Consider the following 25,000-nt stretch of genomic DNA (forward strand, 5'->3'; position numbering starts at 1 on the left):
GAACTAATCCGACAACTAAAATACCAATAACTTTCACGGGAAACGCCCCTTTCAAATGAATAATCCATTCTATGCGATCCCGTGAAGACATATTAATCTTTTCCTAGCCGACGAACTTTTGCTTCTCTAAATAAATAAAAATGTTTACTCTCAGCAATTTTTCGCGAAACCATCACTTCTTGATCATAATCATTTAGATATCTTTCGTTCTCTCTTGCACGTTCCCATTCTTCTTTTGTTTCCATCATTAATGTACGGAGGCGTTCGTCAAACTCTTTTTTTAGTTTTCTTTTTCGTCCAAACATGCAAGATGCCCCCTACCCCTATAACTCTCGGCGGCCTTCTAGCGCCCTCGATAATGTAACTTCATCTGCGTATTCGAGATCTCCTCCAACTGGTAATCCATGAGCAATTCTTGTTGTCATGATTCCAGATGGCCTCACAAGTCTAGAAATATACATCGCAGTCGCTTCACCTTCTATTGTAGGGTTCGTAGCTAAAATTAGTTCTTCAACTGCTTCATCCTGCAGACGTGTTAATAAGGAAGGAACGTTAATATCTTCTGGACCAATCCCATCCATCGGAGAAATCGCCCCATGAAGAACATGATAAAGTCCTTTGTAATCTCTCATCTTTTCCATTGCAATAACATCTTTCGTGTCTTGCACAACACAAATCATCGAGCCGTCACGGCTTTTATCCTGGCAAATATGACAGGGATCGATGTCTGTAATATGTCCACAAACCGTACAATAACGTAAATTTCTTTTCGCATCGACGAGCGCTTTGGCGAAGTCCAGTACAGTATCTTCTTTCATACTTAATACAAAAAACGCCAGTCGGCCCGCTGTTTTGGGGCCGATACCTGGCAATTTCATAAAACTATCAATCAGTTTTGATATCGGTTCAGGGTAATGCATCGATTTTTCCTCCTAGAACATTCCAGGTAGGTTCAATCCTTTCGTGAATTGACCCATCGTAGAGTTCGTTAATTCTTCTGCCTTCGCCATCGCGTCGTTTGTAGCAATAACAACGAGATCTTGTAGCATTTCAATATCTTCAGGATCCACGACGGACGAATCGATAATCACATCGATAACTTGCTTATCGCCAGATACGATAACTTTTACCATGCCACCGCCTGCTGCTCCTTCAAGACGCTTTTCACCAAGTTCTTCTTGAGCCTCAGCCATTTTCTTTTGCATTTTCTGCATTTGTTTCATCATACCTTGCATATTTCCTGCACCACGCATATTCATTTCCTCCTCTTAATTTGTTAGTCATCATAGACTTCTATGAATTCCTTACCAAAAATCTTTTCTGCCTCTGTTACAATCGGATCTGTGTTTTCCTGTTCGGCTTCCTTAACGAATGACAGCATTTCTTCAGCAGCTGCCTCTTCGGGTGAGGATGGTTCTTGCTGTTTAGTAAGCCCGCTTTTTTGGATGAATTCCGACCTTACTTGTAGCCACCCATTTTCAGGAACATACACAACTTCATATGCCTTACCCGTTCGTGAGCGTAAGGCATCCGACAAGCCTGACCGAAGCGATGAATTTTCAGAAGCCATTAGGCAATGGATTTCATACTTGAATTTTAACACAAAAGCATTCTCAGATGCCGCTACAGGCTCCGTTTCTTCGAGAAGTGCAGCATGTGATTTTTGCATCGTCTGCATCATTCCTGCCCACTCTTCCCGAATCGTCTGGATATCCTGTTTTGTCGCCGCTCTTAGTACTTCATTTATCTTCCCTGTTGGAACTTTAAATGATTGCGATGATTTTGATACGTTTTTTCGAGGTTGTGCAGTTTGCCCTGTAGCTCCTTGCACAGCGACACCGCTGGCGATTTGCTGTTGCATGCTTGCAATAACTCGCTCAAGCTCTGCCACTTTTTGCGTAAGCCCTGCATCGACTATCTGACTATTACCAGTGGATTGCACCGGGCCAGTATCCTGATGGATCATTTTCAACAGCGCAGATTCAATATACACTTTCGCATGATTGGAGAAGCGCATCTCCTGCTGAGTTTTCGCCAGTATATCAATAAATACATACAAAATATCTGGATCAAATCTTTGCGCCATCTCTACAAAACGATTGTCACCCGATACAAGCTCAAGAAGATTTTTCAAATCTGGAGCTGTCCTTAAGAGAAGTAGATCCCTGAAAAACGTAATCAAATCTTCCGCAAGCCTAGATACGTCCTTCCCTTCTGCAATCAACCGATCGAGCAATGAAAGTGCCGTACCAGCATCTTTGCTAAGCAACGCTTCTGCCAACTGATGAAAGATGTCTTCACTAATCGAACCTGTAACAAGCAAAGCATCTTCAACAGTCAACCGCTCTCCGCTAAACGATACAACTTGGTCAAGCATACTCAGTGCGTCCCTCATACCACCCGAAGCTGCCTGTGCAATCACTTTCAACGCACCCTCGTCAAACTCGATACCCGTATCTGCCAGCACAACCTTCATCCGCTCAATAATATCAATCGGTGTAATCGGCTTGAAATCAAAGCGCTGACATCTTGAGATGATTGTCAAAGGCAGTTTATGTGGTTCCGTCGTTGCTAGGATGAAGACAACATGTGATGGGGGTTCTTCAAGTGTTTTCAATAGCGCATTGAATGCCGAGTTCGAGAGCATATGCACCTCATCAATAATATACACTTTAAAACGTGCATTCGATGGAGCAAATCTTACTTTTTCAATAATATCTCGCATTTCCTCTACACGTGAGTTCGAAGCTGCATCAAATTCAATGACATCTGTATTCGAGCCTTCTGTAATGCTGAGGCATGCCGGACATTCATTGCATGGTTCTTTCGATGGGCCATTTTCACAGTTCAACGCTTTTGCAAAAACTTTTGCAGCACTTGTCTTCCCTGTACCCCTTGGACCCGAGAATAGATAAGCATGCGTCGTCTTATTATGAAGGAGGGCATTTTGCAGTGTCTGTTTTACATGTTGCTGCCCAGACATCTCAGCAAACGACTGAGGTCGATATACACGATAAAAAGCTTGATAAACCAACAGTTTTCCTCCTTTTGACGCAATGCGATAATAGTTCTAGTATAACACAAACAACCCTAGTATATATTTTTTTAACCGTAAAAAAACTCGCCCATATAATTGGACGAGTCGAGTTATAAAATTAATGCCGTGCACCTTCCTCTGGCAGCCGCACATAAGCGTTACTTCTGTCGCCAGCTCGGTCTAGGCGACCCCGCGGCACATGAAAAAGTCCACTTAATGCTGCTTCCTTCCGGACCTGACATGGTTCATGGGTTTCCATTGCGCGGGACCCAAACGTCAACACTGCGTGCAAAAGGCAGACCCTACAATACGGACAGCCTCGAGAAGGAATTCAGTCTTGCTAGAGCGGATTGCAAGTGATAGGGCACCGCTACCTCCCCACCTAGCACGGCATTTCTTAGTATACTCACTTTCTATTTAAAAATCAAATTTATTCTATATTGTTATCTATATAATTTTTCCCCCATTCCGACAACCTCATTGGACACACTCTTTATCCCACATAAAAGAGGCTGTCTACACACCTCAATTTGTCGAAATTATTTTATATAACGAAAACTGTTGACACCTTCACGCAGACATGATAAATTATATTTTGTTGATACGGAGGTATACCCAAGTTCGGCTGAAGGGAACGGTCTTGAAAACCGTCAGGCGGGTTAAACCGCGCGGGGGTTCGAATCCCTCTACCTCCTCCATATTTTCAACTTAGCGCATAAGTTTGGAGATTGAATTCGTTAGTTGATAACGGATTTTTATTTTGAACATTAATTCAAAAACCACAAGAAGCAGACCGATTTAACGGGCTGCTTCTTTTTTTACGTCTATTTTATTAACAACCGAGCCAGTAATAGAAGGCTGGATGGCCATGCAATTATAATATGGGAAATCAGCAGCTAGTTTCTCCGCTATCCTACCCTCATCACCCTGCTTCACAGCAATGAACACCGATGGACCTGCACCACTAATTGTCATGCCATATGCGCCATAGTCTTGGCAAGCCATGCGAATTTGCTCAAAGTCAGGAAACAACGGCTTGCGATATGGTTCATGAAAAACATCTTTCTCCATCATCCTGCCCGCTGTTTCCCAATCTCCTCGTGCAATAGCCGCTGTCATGACACTACTTGCAGCACTTCCTGCAATCGCTACTGCATGTGGTAATTGTTCAGGAAGAAGTCCTCGCGATTCTTCCGTTGGCAATGCTTTTGGTGGCACAAGCATCACTACGCCTATTTTTGGTTCAGGTAGATGAACCACATCTATCTCAGTACCATCAAAATAAGAAATAGTAACTCCACCTAGCAAAGCAGCTGACACGTTATCTGCATGACCTTCCAGTTCACTACCGATTAACACCTTGTCCTTTGAAGATAGTTTCAGCGCTAGTAACTGATCTGCAATTTCAATACCTGCTGCAATCGCTGTCGCACTACTTCCAAGCCCTTTGCCCAATGGAATATCCGACTGGACATATAACTTCTGTGGAGACACTGTCTGTTCGTAACGCTTCGCTACACCTTGAATCGTTGTCACAATCAAATTATCTTCCCCGCTCGCCAACCCTTGGTACTCATCGCCTTCATATTGAACAAGCCAAGCCTTCGCCGGGTTAACATCGACCGTCATATACAAAGCGAGTGCAAGCCCAATACTATCAAATCCCGGGCCAAGATTGGCCGTCGTAGCGGGTACGACGACTGAAAAATTGGCTTCTCCCATTACTTTGCTCCTTCTTTCAATTCATTCAATAACGCATCAAACTGATCGCGTGACAGTAACGCTTTCTTTTCATTCACCATAATTGCTGTTTCAGGATCTTTCAATCCGTTACCTGTTAGTACGCCAACAATCGTTGAACCTTTTTCAATCAGTCCTGCATCCAAACGTTTTTTAATGCCTGCAATCGTCGCACATGAACCCGGCTCGGCAAAAACACCTTCTGTTGAAGCAATCAAGCTGTATGCTTCTAAAATTTCTTCATCCGTCACCGACAAAATAGCTCCGTTCGATTCCGCCAATGCATCCTTCGCCAATTGCCAGCTCGCAGGATTACCAATGCGGATAGCCGTCGCAACTGTTTCAGGGTTTTCAAATATACGATCATAGACAATCGGTGCTGCCCCATCTGCCTGTACACCAAGCAATGATGGTAAAGCAGTCCCTTTGCGCTCAGCATATTCTTTAAAACCTTTCCAAGCTGCTGAAATATTACCTGCATTCCCGACTGGCAATGCAAAAATATCCGGTACTTTTCCAAGCTGCTCAATCGCTTCAAATGCAATCGTCTTCTGGCCTTCCAAGCGGTACGGGTTAATCGAATTCACAACGGCTACTTTTCCTTCACCGGCTTCTCGAACCATATCAAGCGCCACATCAAAGTTACCAGCAATCTCAACAATTTCCGCCCCATACATTTTCGCCTGTGCTAATTTCCCAAGCGCAATTTTCCCTTCAGGAATCACAACAATCGTCCGCATCCCTGCACGCGCGCCATATGCTGCAGCAGATGCCGATGTATTCCCTGTCGATGCACAAATAAGGACTTCTTTCCCTTCCTCTTTTGCCTTCGCAACCGCCATAACCATCCCTCGGTCTTTGAAAGATCCCGTCGGATTCGTTCCTTCCGTTTTCACGTAAAGCTCGATGCCCCATTGCTTAGATAAATTCTCCAGATAAATGAGAGGTGTATTCCCTTCCTGCAACGTCAATGCCGGTGTTTCCTCCGTCACTGGCAACCATTCCTTATACTCGTCAATCAATCCATTCCATCTTCTCATCATTATTCCCCCTCAATTCGGTAATGGCTTAGTACGCCAATGACCTCTGGTGTTTGATTTAAATCAGTTACAATATTTAGATGTTGCTTTCGGGAAATTTGATGTGTGATGAAAATCAAATCCGCGTCAGCCCCTGTTTTATCCGGATGCTGGATCACCGTCGCCAAACTCGCACCATGACTACTATAAATCGCCGTTAGCTTCGTCAGGACACCCACTTCATCCCTAACATGAATACGATGGAAGTATCGTGCAAACTTATTCTCATCGCTTTTCACTTTACGCTCATATTGCGGAGCATGTGGTCTTTTCCCATTCACGCCAAGCAATAGGTTACGACACGCCGCGACAATATCTCCTGTGACAGATGTTGCAGTCGGTAATGAACCAGCTCCCGGTCCATAGAACATCGTCTCCCCAACCGCATCACCATAAACGTACACCGCGTTAAATTCATTGTTCACAGATGCCAAGGGATGCGAGTTCGGAAACAGAACCGGCTCAACCGCCACTTCAATACCATCCGCATTCTTCTTAGCGGCCCCTGCCAACTTCACTGTATAGCCAAATTGTTCCGCAAGCTCCAAGTCACCATCACGGATTTCTTTCAGTCCTCTGACGAATACATCCTCCAAACGGACTTCAGTAGAAAATGCCAGTGAAGCTAAAATAACCATTTTACGCGCAGCATCAATGCCATCCACATCTGCGGACGGGTCGGCTTCTGCAAACCCAAGCTCAGTCGCCTCTGCTAATGCATCTTCGTAGCTCATCTTTTCATGCTTCATCTTTGTTAGTATAAAGTTCGTCGTGCCATTGACAATACCCGTCAACGCACTAATACGATCAGATGCAAGTCCATCTTCCAGCGTGCGAATTAATGGGATCCCTCCACCGACACTCGCTTCATAAAATAGATCACATTTGTTTTCATCTGCCAACTTCAACAATTCTGGACCGTACTGGGCCATCACATCTTTATTCGCTGTCACGACGCCTTTCCCTGCACGTAGGGAACTTTCAATCGCTTCTTTAGCCTCGTCTGTCCCACCAATCACTTCTACAATGAGATCGATAGACGGATCTTCTAGTATCCCATTCAAATTCGTTGTGAAAATAGCAGGAGACAGGTTTGTGTCCCTTTTCTTATGCTGATCTTTCACAAGAACTTTTGTGATCGTCACAGGCATACCAAGCTTATGGCGCAAGTCATCTTGGTGGTTTTCCAAGATTTGAGCGACACCACTACCCACAACTCCAAACCCTAGTAATCCAATATTAATCTCATTTTTCATTGACGATTCTCCTAACTGTATGTACACTATGAAAAAACAGTCGTTCTTTGCATAAGGACAGTATAGTGAAATATTCGGTCAATAACAACCCCGATTTGATATAAAGTTCAAAAAAACATATAATTGTCACTAATTAAAAGATAGGATTGATGAAAATGAAAGTATGTAAATTTGGTGGAACGTCCGTCGCATCAGCTGAGCAAATCAAAAAAGTAGCAGCCATCGTCACATCTGACCCTACACGTAAGATTGTTGTTGTGTCAGCACCTGGTAAAAGATTTGGCGACGATGAAAAAGTAACAGATTTGCTCATTCGTCTTGCAGAACAAGCACTTAATGATAAAAAAATAACTCATGAACTTGAGGAAGTCATCAATCGTTATCGATTAATTGCCGAAGGACTTGGTCTTTCTGAAGGCATCGTCCATGTCATCGAACAAGATTTACAGCAACGCCTTGCTAGAGATAAAAATGATCCAGTTCTCTATATGGATTATTTGAAAGCATCCGGTGAAGACAACAATGCAAAGCTGATTGCCGCTTATTTCAAACATATCGGCCTAGATGCCAAATACATTTGTCCTAAAGATGCGGGACTACTTGTCAATGATCGTCCTGAGCGCGTACGTGCTTTACCAGAAGGCGATGAACGTCTCGTCAAATTGCGGGATGAACCAGGCATCGTCGTCTTCCCAGGATTTTTTGGCTACACAGAAGACGGAACACTCCGTACATTCAATCGAGGCGGGTCTGATATTACTGGATCGCTGCTAGCGGCAGCAACGGAAGCTGAACTCTATGAAAACTTCACAGACGTCGACTCCGTCTTTGCGGCCAATCCTACAGTAGTAGATAACCCTGTTGCCATCGACAAAATGACTTACCGCGAAATGCGAGAACTCGCCTATGCAGGATTTTCCGTCTTTCATGATGAAGCGCTGATGCCTGCCTTCCGCCGTTCTGTTCCTGTGTGCATTAAAAATACTAATAACCCGGAAGCACCAGGTACGTTGATTGTGAAAGAACGCAATAATTCCGCGCAACCCGTTATTGGCATTGCAGCAGACGATGGATTTTCTACATTGTTTGTCGACAAATATTTAATGAACCAAGAAATCGGCTTTGGTCGTCGTTTATTGCAAATATTAGAGGAAGAAGAAATTCCATTTGAACATACACCATCTGGAATTGATAATATCTCTGTTATTTTACGCAGTAAGTTTATCAATACAGATAAAGAAGCACGCATCATTCAACGCGTAAAAGAAGAGCTGAATGCAGATGACGTTCATATCCAAAGTGATTTTTCCATGATCGTGCTCGTCGGTGAAGGGATGCGCCATTCAACAGGACTTGCGGCACGTGCCGCTTCTGCCATCGCACGCACAGGTGCCAGCATCCAAATGATTAACCAAGGATCTTCCGAAGTGAGTCTTGTCTTCGGCGTTCATAAGAAAGATGAAACGAAAATCTTAAAAGAATTATACGCAGAGTTTTTCGTTGAATCTGCGGTACTGTCCTAAAACAAACGGCACACCATCCTTATGAGATGGTGTGTCGTTTTTCTTAACATAGTGGCATGAACATACCCGGAAACTGCTTCACAATCGCACACGCTATCATATCCGACATTTCCAAAGCCTGTGCTTCAATCTTATCGAACACTTCAACGTCTGCTTGATAGTTTTTCTGTATCATATAAACGGCTTCCTGCTTCGTCAAAGCCAAGTGCATATAAAACATTTGTCTTACTTCTTCAATGCCTAAATACGGATTGATACTACTTAAAAACTCAGCAATATCATCTGCATTTCGATACCATTGCCTCTCTGCCTCAGCCGCCTTTTGCTCATCTCCTTTTGTAGCTGCTGTAACTAATTCTGCCGCTAGCAATAGATGTTCTTTAATAAGCACGGTGTAGCGATCCGCTATTTCATTTCCATAGAAAGGTCTTAAGCAATTCCCCAAATCAGTCGCATTTCTCAATAGGCGTTGTTCGACAAACTGCAAATCAGGCAAACCGAATACGATGCTTATAATCGTCATACGCGTCCAGTTAACATGTTCCATCCACAAAAGCCGATTCATGCTTATAAAATCGACCTCTGCCTTGCTTATGCAGCATCTCCCATGTAAGTCAGTCGCATTGTTCAAAATATACCTGACAGGGGCTGTATATTGCGCATAAGGTTCCACACCATCAGAATCATGAATTGATCTTATGGTCTGAGAAACAGGTTCATTTGAATAAGGTTGCACTTTATTATCTCCCCTTACCTCTTGCTTAATCACCCATACACCGACATGAACTTGTAAGGAAACTGCTTAATGATTGCATCCGTTAGCATATCTGCCATTTCTAATGCCTCTATCTCCATTAAATCGAATAGATCTACGCTTGCTTTGAAATCTTTGCCGAGCATACTAATCATCCCTCGTTTGATAAGCGCCAAATGCTCATCAAGCATTTCCTGAAATTCCACTGCTGATAGATAAGGGCTGATGCTGGTCAAAAATAGCGCAATTTCCGTGCCATTGCGAAACCAATTCTGTTCTATCGCCGCTCCCTTTTCCACATTCCCTACCAATGTAGCGTTGACGAGATCCCCCGCCAACGTGATATGCGCTGTTAACAATTGGCCGTATCTCTTTGCCACCTCATCACCATAAAAAGGTCGCAAGGCACCGCCCATATCCGTTGCCGTGCGGAGAAGTCTTGCTACAACAACATCAGCATCAGGTAATGCATAAACAAGACTACTGACAGTAGCCCTCGTCCAAGCCGTATGCTCTCCCCATAAACGACGCATTGTGCTTCTTAACGCTGCTTCAGCCTTATTGACACAATCCAATGGCCCTATCAAACACGGTTGCATTGGATAACAGTATAAATACACTCTCCCCCAATAATGATTCACGCCATCCCAACTCCTATAAATGTAAACACTCTATCTTATTCATAGAATGACAAAAGTGAAGGGCGTCTTGATGAATATAATAAAACATCTCCTAGCGAACTTCCTTTTAGCAAATAACAATAAAAAAAGCGCATTGGATAATCAAACCCAATGCACTTCTTATCATAACTACTTTCTCAAAAACGCTGTCTGCTCCAGCATATGCCCAATGCGCTCCACAATTGTTTCTACTTCTCGTGGATTTTTCATCAAATCATAATCATTAATATTCAGCCGTAGCACAGGACATGTATTGAACGAATTAATCCATTTATCGTACCGCCCATGCATCTCTTCCCAGTAGGAAATCGGCGTCTGCTGCTCCATTGGACGCCCGCGTTCTTGAACACGTGCCACAATTTCATCCAGCGACCCTTCCAAGTAAACGAGTAACGTCGGATGTGGGAAATAAGGTGTCATCACCATTGCTTCAAACAAATTCGTATACGTTTCATAGTCGACAGGATCCATCGTACCTTTTTCCTGATGCATTTTAGCAAAAATACCTGTATCCTCATAAATCGAACGGTCTTGGATAAACCCGCCGCCATATTCAAAAATACGCTTTTGCTCTTTAAAACGCTCTGCCAAAAAATAAATTTGTAAATGGAAGCTCCATTTTTCAAAGTCATCATAAAAGCGATCGAGATACGGGTTTTGATCGACATTTTCAAAGGATGTCCTAAAATCCAATGCATCTGCAAGTGCCTGCGTCATCGTCGATTTTCCAACACCAACCGTCCCGGCAATTGTAATAACAGCATTATTTGGAATACCATATTTTTCACGTAAGTTCATTCAAAGCTACTCCTTTTTGTATCGTTGCATCAACGGACTCCAAAATGAATTGCAAATCCTTATCACTGTTTACAAAATCAAGTTCATCCCCATTGAATCGAAGCACAGGAATTTCAGGATGTGCCGCTTCAAAATAAGTAATGAATGTCTCATAGTCTTCTGATAGCTGTTTCATATAAGCGGGGTCCATATTTTTTTCAAAGTCACGACCACGCAGAGCAATTCGTTTCATAAGCGTATCTAAACTCGCATGCAAGTAGATAATAACGTTCGGCACAGGCATGTCCTGCGTCAAAATCTTATAGATTTCCTCGTACTTCGTATACTCTTCAGTACCCAATGTACGTTTTGCAAAAATCAGGTTCTTGAAAATATGATAATCAGCAACGACAGATTTTTTTTCACCTAAAATTTCGGTTTTAATATCGCTAAGCTGTTTATAGCGATTACAAAGAAAAAACATTTCGGTTTGGAAGCTCCATTCCTCGATGTTGTCGTAGAATTTATTTAAAAATGGATTCTCATCCACAATTTCTTTGAGCTGATGGAATTGTTGTTTATCTGCAATCGCTGTGGAAAGTGATGTTTTCCCAACTCCAATCGGACCTTCGACCGCTATGAATGGAACCGACATCTGAAATCCTCCTTCATGATATGAATAGTTAGTGCCTCTAATTTTATCACACGAATGATTCACGTGGAACAATTCATGCTACACTATTTTCAAGGAGCGATGTTTGATGACTACATTTGAAAAAGATCGACGATATATGCAACTAGCAATTGAAGAAGCGATGAAAGCGCAAGCGATTGGGGAAGTACCGATTGGTGCAATCATTGTCCATAATGATCAAGTCATTGCACGGGCACATAATTTGCGGGAAACAACGCAAAATGCCGTCACCCATGCCGAGTTAGCTGCCATCCAGGATGCTTGTCAGGAAATCGGCAGCTGGCGACTTGAAGATACAACATTATACGTCACACTCGAACCGTGTCCGATGTGTGCCGGTGCTATTTTACAATCTAGAATTCCACGCGTTGTCTACGCCGCCCGTGATCCTAAAGGCGGTTGTGTGGACTCATTATATCGTCTATTGAATGATCCACGGTTTAATCATGAATGTGATGTTGTCGAAGGTGTATTGGCAGATGAATGCGGAGAAATGCTCACGGCATTCTTTAGAGCCATTCGAGAACGTAAAAAACAAGCAAAAAAAGAGGCGGCGCAGAAAGTCGAATGACTTCAGCGCACGCCTTGGGCCTACAGGATGTAGGTCATGCAGTGGGGAAGGATTGAGCCGCATCCTTCCTTGTTGCGACACGATGTCGCGACTTTAGACTGCGTTCCTTACTTAGTAATAACTTCTTTTCCACCCATATACGGACGCAACACTTCAGGAATAACGACAGAACCGTCTTCCTGCTGATAATTTTCAAGGATTGCTGCTACAGTACGACCAATCGCTAAACCACTACCATTCAATGTATGCACATACTCAGGCTTCGCCCCTGCTTCACGACGGAAACGGATATGCGCTCGGCGTGCTTGGAAATCTTCAAAGTTTGAACAAGACGAAATTTCGCGGTAGAGATTCTGTGTTGGAATCCACACCTCAAGGTCATACTTTTTAGCCGCCGTAAAGCCTAGGTCTGCTGTACACATTTTCAACTTCCGGTACGGAAGCTTTAACAACTGCAATACTTTCTCCGCATGTCCTGTCAATTTCTCCAGTTCATCATAAGAGTCTTCCGGTTTCACAAAACGAACAAGCTCCACCTTATTGAACTGATGCTGACGAATCAACCCACGCGTATCACGACCCGCAGATCCCGCCTCTGAGCGGAAGTTTGTACTATACGCAGCAAACGCAGCTGGAAGTTGTGCACTATCCAAAATTTCATCACGGTAAAAGTTCGTAACAGGCACTTCAGACGTTGGAATTAAGAAATAATCCTCTTCTTGAATAAGGAACGCATCTTCTTCAAACTTAGGAAGCTGTCCTGTCCCCGTCAAGCTCGTACGGTTGACCATATATGGAGGTAGCATTTCCTCATAGCCATGCTCATCCTGGTGCAAATCCATCATGAAGTTAATCAATGCACGCTCCAAACGAGCACCCATCCCACGGTAAAAAACGAAACGACTTCCTGTCACTTTTGCAGCTCGCTCGAAATCAAGCAGCTTCAAATCCGTACCGATTTCCCAATGTGGCTTCGGTTCAAATTCAAATACCGGGAGTTCTCCCCAAGTAGCCACTTCAACGTTGTCATCCTCGCTATCACCAACAGGAACACTTTCATGTGGGATATTCGGAATGCGCATCATAATGTACTCGAGTTGTTCCTCTACTCCGTTAAGTTCCTCATCGAGTTGTTTAATATCATCCCCTAGAGAACGCGTGCGTGCAATAACTTCATCCGCATTTTCTTTATTACGTTTCATTTCCGCAACTTTTTGAGATACTTCATTACGCTCTGCCTTCAACACTTCTACTTTCGCAATCAATTCTCTGCGTTTTTCATCAAGACCACCAAATTTATCGAAATCTGAAAGATCTTCCCCGCGTTTCGCGAGCTTTTCCTTCACTTCATCGAAATTGGCACGAACTTTTTTAATATCAAGCATAGTCAATTCCTCCTTAAAATATTAACGATGATGGAAAATGGGCAATAAAAAAAGCCCTCAAATCCCCTATAAAAGGGACGAGAACTACCCGCGTTGCCACCCAGATTGACCGGACACTTGTCGTCCAATCCACTTCATTGAAATAACGGCTCAAGTACCGGCACAGGCTTACTCATTCGTTCAGCCCAGCTACTCAGGAACGGATTCACAAGTGTTTTTACCGACTCCCACCACCCGTCGGCTCTCTTCAAAAAACGTGCTCGCTACTACTCTCCATCATCGTCTCCTATTTGCAATTACAAATACCTTACTACATGCACAACGTTTTGGCAAGTCGCATAAAAAAATCATGTATCCGCTTCCAACAATTACTGCTTCAGTAACAGCGCAATCTGTTCAAAATAAGTTCGTTCATGAGGGACAAAATCAACCAAACCAATTTCTAACGTCGTATCATCGAAAATATTGGTGCATTCTACCGTTGGAACTTCCTTTAAAAAAAGAGCTATCAATGCTTGCCGATTCACACCATGAACACTTGCCACTTCCTCTTGTTGTAGTGAAAATGCATTCGGAGCAAAAGATGATTCATACAAAAAGACATTGGCAAATTCACAATCTAGAAAACCTGGTAGTTCAATGACATCCCGCACAACACCTTTTGGGGATATCTGTGACAACTCTACCACTAAACCAAGCTCCTCTTCTACTTCACGAATACCATCGGCAATCGTTTCAGTCGCCAAAATATGTCCAGCGGCTGTAATATCAAATAAATTCGGGAAATCTTTTTTCACAGCACTTCTTTTTTGAATATAAACAAACTCGTCATCCACTAGCCAGCAATGGAACGTTTCGTGCCATAATCCTTGTCGATGCACCTCGTCCCTGCTAGCTTCTTTTACATATGTATAGCTTTCGTCAAAAACTTTTAATCTCTCCATACCATCACCTCCATTCTAGTATACAAAAAAGCGAAGGATTATTCCTCCGCTTTGAATGTATCGATTACCAACCACGCTCCTGCATACGTTCACCTGCCGGCAAACTTGCAATTTCCAACCCTTTCATCGGTGTACCGATATCTTTGGAAAGTTCACCAATTAATTTATAATCTTTGAAGTTTCGCGTCGCTTGAACAATTGCACGGGCAAATTTCTCAGGGTTTTCGGATTTGAAGATTCCTGACCCTACAAATACACCATCTGCACCAAGCTCCATCATGAGTGCAGCATCTGCTGGCGTCGCCACGCCGCCTGCTGCATAGTTGGTGACAGGAAGACGACCATGTTTTTTGATTGACAATAAAATCTCATACGGCGCACCAAGATCACGCGCTTCCGTCATAATTTCATCCTCATTCATATGAACGATTCGGCTCACCTGAGCATTCACCTTACGTAGGTGGCGTACGGCTTCAACAATATTGCCCGTACCTGGCTCCCCTTTTGTACGAAGCATTTTTGCACCTTCACCAAGACGACGTGCTGCTTCACCAAGATCACGTGCTCCACAAACGAATGGTACGTTATATTGGCTTTTCAGCAAATGATATTCTTCATCCGCCGGGGTCAGTACTTCACTTTCATCAATATAATCAACACCCAGTGCTTCCAGTACACGCGCTTCAGAAATATGCCCAATCCGCGCCTTGGCCATAACAGGAATCGACACCGCTCCTTGTACTTCTGTAATGATGCGTGGATCTGCCATCCTTGCTACGCCGCCTGCCGCTCGTATATCCGAAGGAACACGTTCCAATGCCATTACCGCGATTGCACCTGCTGCCTCCGCAATTTTTGCCTGTTCTGCATTAATAACATCCATGATGACGCCGCCATATTGAAAACTCATTTTTACCTTCCCCCTTTTCATAGTATTCAGTATAATAGAATATGACCTTATTAAAACACTCAGTTATATAGAGATTAAAGGGGTCAGATAGGATGATTAACATGGATATGCTATTCATTAAATTAGAAAAAAACCAAAGTGTTCCATTATACGAGCAGATCTATGACCAAATCCGTCGAGACATCACCAATGGTAAATTACCTATTGGCATGAAACTTCCTTCCAAACGCAAACTTGGTGATTTTCTAAATATCAGTCAGACAACGATCGAATTTGCCTATGCGCAACTTGTGGCGGAAGGTTTCATTTCATCCAAACCTCGAAAAGGATATTATGTACAAGCTATTGAAGAACTTGCCTATGTGCAACCAGTAGAACTGACAGCAAAATCCATTCTTCGAAAAAAAGAAGATATGTCCATCGATTTTTCACCTGGGCAAATTGATACAGAATCATTTCCATTCTCACAATGGCGGAAGTATGCCAAAGACGTTATCGACGAATCCTCACAGAACCTGTTGCTGCTCGGCCATCCGCATGGGGACAGCCAGCTGCGACAAGAAATTGCCCGCTATTTGTACCATTCTCGTGGCGTTGATTGTACGCCTGAGCAAGTCATCATCGGCTCTGGAACAGAACAACTTATGCCACTCGTTATCCGGATTCTCGGTAAACACGCAACCTATGCGATTGAGGACCCTGGCTATCCACTTACGCATCATGTCTTTTTTCACAATGATCGAACAGCAATTCCTATTACTGTCGATGAAGAAGGTATTGATGTACGGGCACTCCAGCGCTCAGGAGCGACAATTGCCTATGTGACACCCTCACACCAGTTCCCAACCGGTACCGTCCTGTCAGCGGCACGCAGGACCGCTTTATTGAACTGGGCTTCGGCACAAGACGACCATTTCATCATCGAAGACGATTACGATAGCGAATTTCGTTACACAGGACGCCCCATCCCGTCCTTACAAGGGATGGATAAGGGTGGCAACGTCATCTATTTAAGCACCTTTTCAAAATCGCTCATGCCATCGCTACGGATTGCCTACATGGTACTCCCTCCCGTATTGCTCGACAGATACGAGAAGGCCTTTATTCACTATGCAGCTACTGTGCCACGGCTCGACCAGCATATTCTCGCTCGCTTTATGGCAGATGGGCATTTTTCTCGCCATCTAAACAGAATGCGTAAAATTTACCGGCGTAAGCTGCAAGTTTTAACCGAAGCACTCACAGCCTATGCACCACATCTATCTTTTTCTGGCGATGAAGCAGGTATGCACATCATCATCACCGTCCATACGAATACCACAGAAGAATCACTAGTAGAAGCAGCTAATCTAGCAAATATCCGTGTTTACGGTCTAAATGGTTATAGAACAGCTCCTATGACAGGTGAACCCTCTTTTCTAATCGGCTTCGGCGGACTATCTGTCGTTGAAATCACCAATACAGTGGATGCCCTTATGAAATGTTGGCATATTGAAAAAAGCGCGGAATCCAATTAAGGATCCCCGCGCTTTTTATTTTACTTAATCAATTATGCCTCGGCGTAATTGCGCTTGCGCAATTCAAAATTTATGACATCCGCCGGAGACTTTTTAATTCAGTAGGAAGTGTACACTTTCTACTGAATTAAAATAGCCCTTTAACAAAACCAGTTGCACCATTCCAAATACTAGCAAAAAAGTCACCGATCGCACCCATCATTAGAGAGAACCAGCCTGCCTTGTCGACAGCACCCTTTGTGATAATATCAGTTCCTGCGTGACTGTCATCAATGAAGCCATAATCAGTTCCTTCTGTTTTCACTAATTTCACTTGACCTACAACCGCATCTTGTTCAACAGGTGCTTGAAGTGAACCCTCTTTCAGTTTTGATTCGTCAATCGTCAATTCAGGAACATACAAATCCTTTTCACTCGTCTTGACCATCATACGAATCGGTTCCTTCGCTGCAATGGATACTTGTTTTTCTTTCCCTTTAATAACACCTAGTTCTTTTTGCTCTTCAAACTGATGACCGGCAGGCACAAACTCTACCTCAGAAAATTGGCTAAAGCCATAATCGAACAAAGCTCGTGTCGCATCGAAGCGTGCTTTATACGAACCGACACCATTAGCATCGACCGCTTTCATAACAACAGCAATCACTCGCTTACCATCACGTGTTGCCGTTCCTGTAAAGCAATGTCCTGCGAAAAGTGTCGTACCTGTTTTCAGACCATCAACACCTGCATATTCATAAACGAACCCTGGAAGCATGAAGTTCCAGTTATCCATCTTGATTTCATCCGTTGTCCCTTCACGGAAAAGCTTTGTATTGATTTTAGTTGTTTCTAAAACCTCTGGATAATCATGTAGTAAACGATAAGCAAGCTTTGCAACTGACTTGGCAGGCATGACGTTCTCATCCTCTTCGCCTGTCCCTTGTGGATGCATCCCTTGTAAATCACTATTATTTAAACCTGATGAATTGACAAATTTATAGTCCTTCAAGCCAAGCTCTTCTGCTTTTGCATTCATCAGCTTTAAAAATTCTGTTTCTGTTCCTGCAATTGTTTCAGCAACAGCAATTGTTGCCGCATTTGCAGAATAGATTGCAACCGCTTCATACAATTCACGAATCGTATACGTACCATCTCTTCGTAACGGTACATTACTCAAACGACGATCCTGTGAAATCGCATATGTATAATCATTCACTTTATATTCTTGATCCCAGCTTATCTTTCCTTCCTTAATCGCCTCAAAAAGAAGATATTCTGTCATCATTTTCGTCATACTTGCAATGCCCAGTGGTGTATCTGCATTTTCTTCGTATAAAATCTTTCCACTTTCTGCATCAATTAAAATCGCACCATCGACATGAATGCCTAATGGCGAATCCGCATAAGCTGGAACCGTACCAAGTGTCGTTAGTAATAGTAGTGGCATTAACAATACAGCCACCCATTTTGTCATTTTGTGTTTCACTATACTACCTCCGTCATTGCTATTTCCCCAAAGTCATTTTATCATAATTTCACTACTGCATGGGAACTAAACCAAAAAAGCACCTTTCCGCTCAATATGTAGACGCGGAAAAGGTGCTGAAGTTCCTTCGGTTCGACTCCAATTTTAGGAAACTTACTTCTTATAGTGAATAGTTAGGAGCTTCTTTCGTAATTTGTACTTGGTGTGGATGGCTTTCGCGTAATCCTGCACCCGTCATGCGAACAAATTGTGCTTTCTCTCGTAGATCATGTAAGTCCTTCGTGCCACAATAACCCATACCCGCACGAACTCCACCCACTAGCTGGTGAATTGTATCAGATAGTGGTCCTTTATATGGCATACGACCTTCAATTCCTTCTGGTACAAGCTTCTTCGCATCATCTTGGAAGTAACGGTCTTTCGATCCACGTTCCATCGCCGCAACCGAGCCCATTCCACGGTATACTTTAAAACGACGGCCTTGGAAGATTTCAGTCTCTCCAGGACTTTCTGTTGTACCTGCTAGAAGACTACCAAGCATAACAACATGTCCGCCCGCAGCAAGCGCTTTGACGATGTCTCCAGAATATTTAATACCGCCATCTGCAATAATCGTTTTGCCTTGTTTACGTGCCTCTGTTGCACATTCATAGATGGCTGTAATTTGTGGAACACCAACACCTGCAACGACACGTGTCGTACAAATTGAACCTGGGCCAATTCCTACTTTAACAACGTCAGCACCTGCTTCATAAAGTGCACGTGCACCTTCGGCAGTGGCAATATTTCCTGCAATAATATCAAGATCAGGATATGCTTGTCTAATTTGAGCAACTGTATCTATAACACCTTTGGAATGTCCATGAGCCGTATCAATAACAATGACATCGACCTCCGCATTAACAAGCTTCTCAATACGTACCATCGTATCAGATGTAACACCAACTGCCGCACCAACAAGTAAACGACCATGCTTATCTTTTGCAGCATTCGGGAACTCAATCACTTTTTCAATATCTTTAATGGTAATCAAACCTTTAAGAATTCCGCCCTCATCAACAATTGGCAGCTTTTCGATCTTGTACTTCTGCAAGATTTTCTCAGCATCTTCAAGTGTTGTACCGACAGGAGCCGTTACAAGATTCTCTTTTGTCATGACATCATCGATAATCAATGAGTAATCCTGAATAAAGCGAAGATCCCGATTCGTCAGAATTCCGACAAGTTTCAACTCTTCATTATTATTAACAATTGGAACACCGGAAATACGATATCTGCCCATCAAATGCTCGGCATCGAAAACTTGATGTTCAGGCGTAAGGTAAAATGGGTTTGTAATAACACCATTTTCAGAACGTTTGACGGTAACTACTAGCTCAGCTTGCTCTTCGATACTCATATTCTTATGGATAATACCGAGTCCACCTTGACGCGCCATTGCAATGGCCATCTTCGACTCCGTGACCGTATCCATACCAGCACTAATAACCGGGATGTTTAGTTTAATCTTGTCTGTCAGGTTAACAGTTAGTGACACATCTTTAGGTAATACTTCAGATGGTCCTGGTATAAGCAACACATCATCGAACGTAAGCCCTTCACGTGCAAACTTTGATTCCCACATTCCATTACGCCTCCTAAATGTATATATTCTCAGTTGAATATTATTAAATAGGTTATCAGCGGATACAATAGCTGTCAAGGAAGTGATGTTAAGAAAAAATATTCCTATTATTCACTAAATAATTTGATTGATTGATTTTCTCATTTTAAATGGTGAAATTTGTGGTGCAATCCGTTCTACAACATTGCCTTCACGATCAATAAGAAACTTTGTAAAGTTCCATTTGATCCCTTCCGTCAGCAAGCCTTTCTTTTCCGAAGTAAGGAATGTGAATAACGGCTCAACATCCCCACCTTTGACATCCACTTTCGCAAACATCGGAAACGTCACTCCAAAATTAATTTCACAAAACTCCATCGTCTTTTCAATATCATCAAATTCTTGGTTATTGAAATTGTCGGATGGAAAGCCAAGGATAACCAAGCCACGGTCTTTATATTCTTCATATAGTTCTTGCAATTCTTTAAACTGGCTTGCAAAGCCACACTTACTTGCTGTATTCACTATAATTAATGGCTTATCTTTATACTCTTCCATCAATTGAAGTTTGCCATTCACTGTTTTCACCGAGAAATCATAAATTGTTTTCATGAAATAGTTGCCCCTTTACTTTTATTTATATGCTAAGCATATGCTGAAGCCCGTTTTGTATAATTTCAGCGCTCTTTACAGAAAGTATACAAGAGTACCGATACATAACCCTAATCGCAACTCCCAACCTCGAAAACTTTTCATTGTTATAATCAAGTACTTTCCAAGTATATATGTTGATATAGAGAATCCTACTACAACGCTTTGCGCCTGAGTTAGCCTTCGCTAGAGATTATATAGAATCATTAGTTCAACATATATAACAACACACGTCTATTGATTAACTATTTCATTGCATAAATCACGAGTAAGTAAAGGCTTGAAAACCACCTTTTCACTAGATCATTTCCGGTTCGCTTTCGGCGAAGTATTCAAGACATAATTACCGAAAAAGGATGGCTTGTTATGAATAGTTGCCTGTCGTGTACCTACAACGTTCAAGTGAAAAATGCAGTTGCTTGGAAAGAAAAGAATAGATGACTTTCTATAGGGTGTAAGTGCCCGAAGATGCAATTTCGGACACTCTTGCACTTTACTTTTAGCAAGTTTTATAAGAATGTGACACTTCCTAAAATAACAGCGGGAAGGACCATGGTAAAAGCTTCAGCCGCCAAAATTGTATCTTTGGCGGCTTTTGTCCAAGTAAAAAGCCAGCTATTCTTTCTTTCCTAAAAGCATTAGCACTTTGTGTATAAGTGTTTTTGGAGAGCGACGGATGAACGACCACCATACAATTACCAGAAAAATGTATAGGGATGCGGCGAATTCGCATCCCTATACATAAAAAAACAGCCCGGTAATAGTATAGAAGCCGTTCAATCTAAAGCGAACCAAAGCTACTATATACAGAGCGCCTAGTGTTTGATTAAGTTACTTTTTGGTAAATTAACAGGCATGATAACAACACTATTATTAAAATTAAACAACAAAAAAGCCATTACCTAGTGGTAATGGCCATATGCCCGGCGACGTCCTACTCTTGCAGGGGGAAACCCCCAACTACCATCGGCGCTGAAGAGCTTAACTTCCGTGTTCGGGATGGGAACGGGTGTGACCTCTTCGCCTTCGTCACCAGACCTGCATGTCCTTTTCTCAAAGACAATACTCATTATATCAAATCTTTTGAGATTTGCAAGTACTTTTTTATGAACGGTACTTATTCGCTCAAAACTGAATAAAAGAGACATTAAGACTTTTTAGCGTATTTCAGCTAAAATAGTCTTCCATAGTTCACAAATCAGGGCCAACCTGCCCTTTTTACTATAAGGTTAAGTCCTCGTTCGATTAGTATCCGTCAGCTCCACACGTCACCGTGCTTCCACCCCAGACCTATCAACCTCATCTTCTTTGAGGGAACTTACTTACTTGCGTAATGGGAAATCTCATCTCGAGGGGGGCTTCATGCTTAGATGCTTTCAGCATTTATCCCGTCCACACATAGCTACCCAGCGATGCCTTTGGCAAGACAACTGGTACACCAGCGGTGTGTCCATCCCGGTCCTCTCGTACTAAGGACAGCTCCTCTCAAATTTCCTGCGCCCGCGACGGATAGGGACCGAACTGTCTCACGACGTTCTGAACCCAGCTCGCGTACCGCTTTAATGGGCGAACAGCCCAACCCTTGGGACCGACTACAGCCCCAGGATGCGATGAGCCGACATCGAGGTGCCAAACCTCCCCGTCGATGTGGACTCTTGGGGGAGATAAGCCTGTTATCCCCGGGGTAGCTTTTATCCGTTGAGCGATGGCCCTTCCATGCGGAACCACCGGATCACTAAGCCCGTCTTTCGACCCTGCTCGACTTGTAGGTCTCGCAGTCAAGCTCCCTTATGCCTTTGCACTCTACGAATGATGTCCAACCATTCTGAGGGAACCTTTGGGCGCCTCCGTTACTCTTTAGGAGGCGACCGCCCCAGTCAAACTGTCCGCCTGACACTGTCTCCTGCCCCGATAAGGGGCATGGGTTAGAAGTCCAATACAGCCAGGGTAGTATCCCACCAACGCCTCCTCCGAAGCTGGCGCTCCGGAATCTTAGGCTCCTACCTATCCTGTACAGGCTGCACCGGAATTCAATATCAGGTTACAGTAAAGCTCCACGGGGTCTTTCCGTCCTGTCGCGGGTAACCTGCATCTTCACAGGTATTATAATTTCACCGAGTCTCTCGTTGAGACAGTGCCCAGATCGTTACGCCTTTCGTGCGGGTCGGAACTTACCCGACAAGGAATTTCGCTACCTTAGGACCGTTATAGTTACGGCCGCCGTTTACTGGGGCTTCAATTCAAAGCTTCGCTTGCGCTGACCTCTCCTCTTAACCTTCCAGCACCGGGCAGGCGTCAGCCCCTATACTTCACCTTACGGTTTTGCAGAGACCTGTGTTTTTGCTAAACAGTCGCCTGGGCCTATTCACTGCGGCTCTCTCGGGCTTTAACACCCTACCAGAGCACCCCTTCTCCCGAAGTTACGGGGTCATTTTGCCGAGTTCCTTAACGAGAGTTCTCTCGATCACCTTAGGATTCTCTCCTCGCCTACCTGTGTCGGTTTGCGGTACAGGCACCTCCCGCCTCGCTAGAGGCTTTTCTTGGCAGCGTGAAATCAGGGACTCCGGAGATAAATCTCCTCGCCATCACAGCTCAATGTTATAGGAACGGGATTTGCCTCATTCCACACCTTACTGCTTAGACGCACATAACCAACAGTGCGCTCACCCTATCCTACTGCGTCCCCCCATTACTCAAACGGCGGGGAGGTGGTACAGGAATATCAACCTGTTATCCATCGTCTACGCCTTTCGGCCTCGACTTAGGTCCTGACTAACCCTGAGCGGACGAGCCTTCCTCAGGAAACCTTGGGCATTCGGTGGAAGGGATTCTCACCCTTCTTTCGCTACTCATACCGGCATTCTCACTTCCAAGCGCTCCACCAGTCCTTACGGTCTAGCTTCGACGCCCTTGGAACGCTCTCCTACCACTGACACCAAAGGTGTCAATCCACAGTTTCGGTGATTCGTTTAGCCCCGGTACATTTTCGGCGCAGCGCCACTCGACCAGTGAGCTATTACGCACTCTTTAAATGATGGCTGCTTCTGAGCCAACATCCTGGTTGTCTGGGCAACGCCACATCCTTTTCCACTTAACGAATACTTGGGGACCTTAACTGGTGGTCTGGGCTGTTTCCCTCTCGACTACGGATCTTATCACCCGCAGTCTGACTCCCAAACATAAATCATCGGCATTCGGAGTTTGTCTGAATTCGGTAACCCGGGATGGGCCCCTAGTCCAAACAGTGCTCTACCTCCGAGATTCTTAAGTTTGAGGCTAGCCCTAAAGCTATTTCGGAGAGAACCAGCTATCTCCAGGTTCGATTGGAATTTCACCGCTACCCACACCTCATCCCCGCATTTTTCAACATACGTGGGTTCGGGCCTCCAGTAAGTGTTACCTTACCTTCACCCTGGACATGGGTAGATCACCTGGTTTCGGGTCTACGACCCCATACTCATTCGCCCTATTCAGACTCGCTTTCGCTGCGGCTCCGCATTCACTGCTTAACCTTGCATGGAATCGTAACTCGCCGGTTCATTCTACAAAAGGCACGCCATCACCCATTAACGGGCTCTGACAACTTGTAGGCACATGGTTTCAGGATCTATTTCACTCCCCTTCCGGGGTGCTTTTCACCTTTCCCTCACGGTACTGGTTCACTATCGGTCACTAGGGAGTATTTAGCCTTGGGAGATGGTCCTCCCGGATTCCGACGGAATTTCACGTGTTCCGCCGTACTCAGGATACACTCTGGAGAGAATGGACTTTCGACTACGGGGCTTTTACCCGCTACGGCGGACCTTTCCAGGTCGCTTCGCCTAATCCATTCCTTTGTAACTCCGTATAGAGTGTCCTACAACCCCAGGAAGCAAGCTTCCTGGTTTGGGCTTTTCCCGTTTCGCTCGCCGCTACTCAGGGAATCGATGTTTCTTTCTCTTCCTCCGGATACTTAGATGTTTCAGTTCTCCGGGTCTGCCTCGTTTACGCTATGTATTCACGTAAACGTACTACCCCATTATGGGTAGTGGGTTTCCCCATTCGGAAATCTCCGGATCAAAGCTTACTTACAGCTCCCCGGAGCATATCGGTGTTAGTGCCGTCCTTCTTAGGCTCCTAGTGCCAAGGCATCCGCCATGCGCCCTTTCTAACTTAACCTTAAACGGCTTTCAATACACTGCGCATTGCGTTGTCAGCGCGCTCATTCACATCCTCACGTGCCCAAAAGCACGCTCCGGTGTTCATTCACTTGCTTCCTAGCACTGCTTGCGTCTTGAAACCCTCAGGTGATTATTGTTGCATAGCGATATGCTTCAATAATCGTAAAAAGGTATTGCAATCATAAATAACAAGTTATTTATGATTTGGTTGATTCTTGATTTGTTACTATCAATGTCGTTTTATCCAGTTT

The 25,000-nt window shown here is 43.9% G+C and carries 21 protein-coding genes, 1 tRNA gene, 2 rRNA genes, 1 other RNA gene and 1 other annotated feature (1 of these 26 running past the window's edge); of the genes, 4 read left to right on the forward strand and 21 right to left on the reverse strand.

From position 1 onward, the window contains the following. From N1I80_RS21635 to ffs, 6 genes are all read right to left on the reverse strand, one after another. Window positions 1-91, reverse strand: the 5' end (the start) of a protein-coding gene (locus N1I80_RS21635) for a pro-sigmaK processing inhibitor BofA family protein (protein ID WP_340739862.1). It extends 227 nt beyond the left edge of the window; the window shows 91 of its 318 coding nt (coding positions 1-91); its start codon is at window positions 89-91; its stop codon lies off the left edge, out of view. A gap of 1 nt (window position 92) precedes the next feature. After that, the gene (locus N1I80_RS21640; protein ID WP_340739863.1) at window positions 93-305 is read right to left on the reverse strand and encodes a YaaL family protein; all 213 of its coding nucleotides are present in this window, start codon (window positions 303-305) and stop codon (window positions 93-95) included. A gap of 18 nt (window positions 306-323) precedes the next feature. After that, window positions 324-920: a recombination mediator RecR gene (gene recR, locus N1I80_RS21645; RefSeq protein WP_340739864.1), complete on the reverse strand. Its 597-nt coding sequence runs from the start codon at window positions 918-920 to the stop codon at window positions 324-326. A 12-nt stretch (window positions 921-932) separates the two neighbouring features. Then, the gene (locus N1I80_RS21650) at window positions 933-1,253 is read right to left on the reverse strand and encodes a YbaB/EbfC family nucleoid-associated protein (RefSeq protein WP_340739865.1); all 321 of its coding nucleotides are present in this window, start codon (window positions 1,251-1,253) and stop codon (window positions 933-935) included. A gap of 23 nt (window positions 1,254-1,276) precedes the next feature. Continuing rightward, window positions 1,277-3,034, reverse strand: coding sequence for a DNA polymerase III subunit gamma/tau (gene dnaX / locus N1I80_RS21655; RefSeq protein ID WP_340739866.1), 1,758 nt, complete (start codon window positions 3,032-3,034; stop codon window positions 1,277-1,279). A gap of 127 nt (window positions 3,035-3,161) precedes the next feature. Continuing rightward, window positions 3,162-3,428: signal recognition particle sRNA large type (ffs, locus tag N1I80_RS21660), an RNA gene on the reverse strand. A 214-nt stretch (window positions 3,429-3,642) separates the two neighbouring features. Here ffs and N1I80_RS21665 point away from each other — a divergent pair. After that, window positions 3,643-3,735, forward strand: a tRNA-Ser gene (locus tag N1I80_RS21665). 100 nt (window positions 3,736-3,835) lie between these two features. Here the strand turns inward: N1I80_RS21665 and thrB are convergent. The 3 genes from thrB to N1I80_RS21680 are packed head-to-tail and all read right to left on the reverse strand — an operon-like array spanning window position 3,836 to window position 7,112. Continuing rightward, entirely contained in the window at window positions 3,836-4,759 is a 924-nt protein-coding gene (gene thrB, locus N1I80_RS21670) for a homoserine kinase (protein WP_340739867.1), read from the reverse strand. Continuing rightward, window positions 4,759-5,817, reverse strand: coding sequence for a threonine synthase (thrC, locus tag N1I80_RS21675; RefSeq protein ID WP_340739868.1), 1,059 nt, complete (start codon window positions 5,815-5,817; stop codon window positions 4,759-4,761). The genes thrB and thrC overlap by 1 nt, the downstream gene beginning before the upstream one ends. 2 nt (window positions 5,818-5,819) lie before the next feature. Continuing rightward, on the reverse strand, window positions 5,820-7,112 hold the full coding sequence (locus tag N1I80_RS21680; RefSeq protein ID WP_340739869.1) for a homoserine dehydrogenase: 1,293 nt from the start codon (window positions 7,110-7,112) through the stop codon (window positions 5,820-5,822). Window positions 7,113-7,267: 155 nt separating this feature from the next. Here N1I80_RS21680 and N1I80_RS21685 point away from each other — a divergent pair, with 155 nt between their 5' ends. Next, the gene (locus N1I80_RS21685) at window positions 7,268-8,635 is read left to right on the forward strand and encodes an aspartate kinase (protein ID WP_340739870.1); all 1,368 of its coding nucleotides are present in this window, start codon (window positions 7,268-7,270) and stop codon (window positions 8,633-8,635) included. Between the two features lie 43 nt (window positions 8,636-8,678). Here the strand turns inward: N1I80_RS21685 and N1I80_RS21690 are convergent, their stop codons facing one another. From N1I80_RS21690 to N1I80_RS21705, 4 genes are all read right to left on the reverse strand, one after another. Beyond that, window positions 8,679-9,371, reverse strand: a complete 693-nt coding sequence (locus tag N1I80_RS21690) for a hypothetical protein (protein WP_445683676.1) — start codon at window positions 9,369-9,371, stop codon at window positions 8,679-8,681. 29 nt (window positions 9,372-9,400) lie between these two features. Next, window positions 9,401-10,030 carry an acetylglutamate kinase gene (locus N1I80_RS21695; RefSeq protein ID WP_340739871.1) on the reverse strand — a complete coding sequence of 210 codons (630 nt, stop codon included), beginning with the start codon at window positions 10,028-10,030 and terminating at the stop codon, window positions 9,401-9,403. A 168-nt stretch (window positions 10,031-10,198) separates the two neighbouring features. Then, window positions 10,199-10,867, reverse strand: coding sequence for a deoxynucleoside kinase (locus N1I80_RS21700; RefSeq protein WP_340739872.1), 669 nt, complete (start codon window positions 10,865-10,867; stop codon window positions 10,199-10,201). Beyond that, window positions 10,854-11,501, reverse strand: a complete 648-nt coding sequence (locus tag N1I80_RS21705) for a deoxynucleoside kinase (RefSeq protein WP_340739873.1) — start codon at window positions 11,499-11,501, stop codon at window positions 10,854-10,856. Before N1I80_RS21705 ends, N1I80_RS21700 begins: the two co-directional genes overlap by 14 nt. 106 nt (window positions 11,502-11,607) lie before the next feature. On the opposite strand from N1I80_RS21705, the gene tadA reads away from it, so the two are divergent. Next, the gene (gene tadA, locus N1I80_RS21710) at window positions 11,608-12,111 is read left to right on the forward strand and encodes a tRNA adenosine(34) deaminase TadA (RefSeq protein ID WP_340739874.1); all 504 of its coding nucleotides are present in this window, start codon (window positions 11,608-11,610) and stop codon (window positions 12,109-12,111) included. 107 nt (window positions 12,112-12,218) lie between these two features. Here tadA and serS read toward each other — a convergent pair whose 3' ends face one another. The 3 genes from serS to pdxS form a co-directional block, all read right to left on the reverse strand. Then, a complete protein-coding gene (gene serS, locus N1I80_RS21715) occupies window positions 12,219-13,496 on the reverse strand; it encodes a serine--tRNA ligase (RefSeq protein ID WP_340739875.1) in 1,278 nt (425 codons plus the stop codon). A gap of 70 nt (window positions 13,497-13,566) precedes the next feature. Beyond that, window positions 13,567-13,785, reverse strand: a binding site (T-box leader). Between the two features lie 79 nt (window positions 13,786-13,864). Then, entirely contained in the window at window positions 13,865-14,440 is a 576-nt protein-coding gene (locus N1I80_RS21720) for an NUDIX hydrolase (RefSeq protein WP_340739876.1), read from the reverse strand. Between the two features lie 64 nt (window positions 14,441-14,504). After that, window positions 14,505-15,371 carry a pyridoxal 5'-phosphate synthase lyase subunit PdxS gene (pdxS, locus tag N1I80_RS21725; protein ID WP_340739877.1) on the reverse strand — a complete coding sequence of 289 codons (867 nt, stop codon included), beginning with the start codon at window positions 15,369-15,371 and terminating at the stop codon, window positions 14,505-14,507. Window positions 15,372-15,451: 80 nt separating this feature from the next. Between pdxS and pdxR the strand changes: the two genes are divergently transcribed. After that, window positions 15,452-16,867, forward strand: a complete 1,416-nt coding sequence (gene pdxR, locus N1I80_RS21730) for a MocR-like pyridoxine biosynthesis transcription factor PdxR (protein WP_340740115.1) — start codon at window positions 15,452-15,454, stop codon at window positions 16,865-16,867. Window positions 16,868-16,994: 127 nt separating this feature from the next. Here pdxR and N1I80_RS21735 read toward each other — a convergent pair whose 3' ends face one another. The 5 genes from N1I80_RS21735 to N1I80_RS21755 form a co-directional block, all read right to left on the reverse strand. Continuing rightward, a complete protein-coding gene (locus tag N1I80_RS21735) occupies window positions 16,995-18,335 on the reverse strand; it encodes a serine hydrolase (protein WP_445683677.1) in 1,341 nt (446 codons plus the stop codon). A gap of 160 nt (window positions 18,336-18,495) precedes the next feature. Then, window positions 18,496-19,959 (reverse strand): IMP dehydrogenase, encoded by a 1,464-nt coding sequence (gene guaB, locus N1I80_RS21740; RefSeq protein ID WP_340739878.1) that lies wholly within the window; start codon window positions 19,957-19,959, stop codon window positions 18,496-18,498. 114 nt (window positions 19,960-20,073) lie between these two features. After that, window positions 20,074-20,550, reverse strand: a complete 477-nt coding sequence (locus N1I80_RS21745; protein ID WP_340739879.1) for a glutathione peroxidase — start codon at window positions 20,548-20,550, stop codon at window positions 20,074-20,076. A gap of 960 nt (window positions 20,551-21,510) precedes the next feature. Beyond that, window positions 21,511-21,626: ribosomal RNA gene (gene rrf / locus N1I80_RS21750) — 5S ribosomal RNA — on the reverse strand. A gap of 188 nt (window positions 21,627-21,814) precedes the next feature. After that, window positions 21,815-24,747, reverse strand: a 23S ribosomal RNA gene (locus N1I80_RS21755). Window positions 24,748-25,000 lie beyond the last annotated feature (253 nt).

The sequence above is a fragment of the Sporosarcina sp. FSL K6-3457 genome (assembly GCF_038007285.1).
Classification (GTDB): Bacteria; Bacillota; Bacilli; order Bacillales_A; family Planococcaceae; genus Sporosarcina.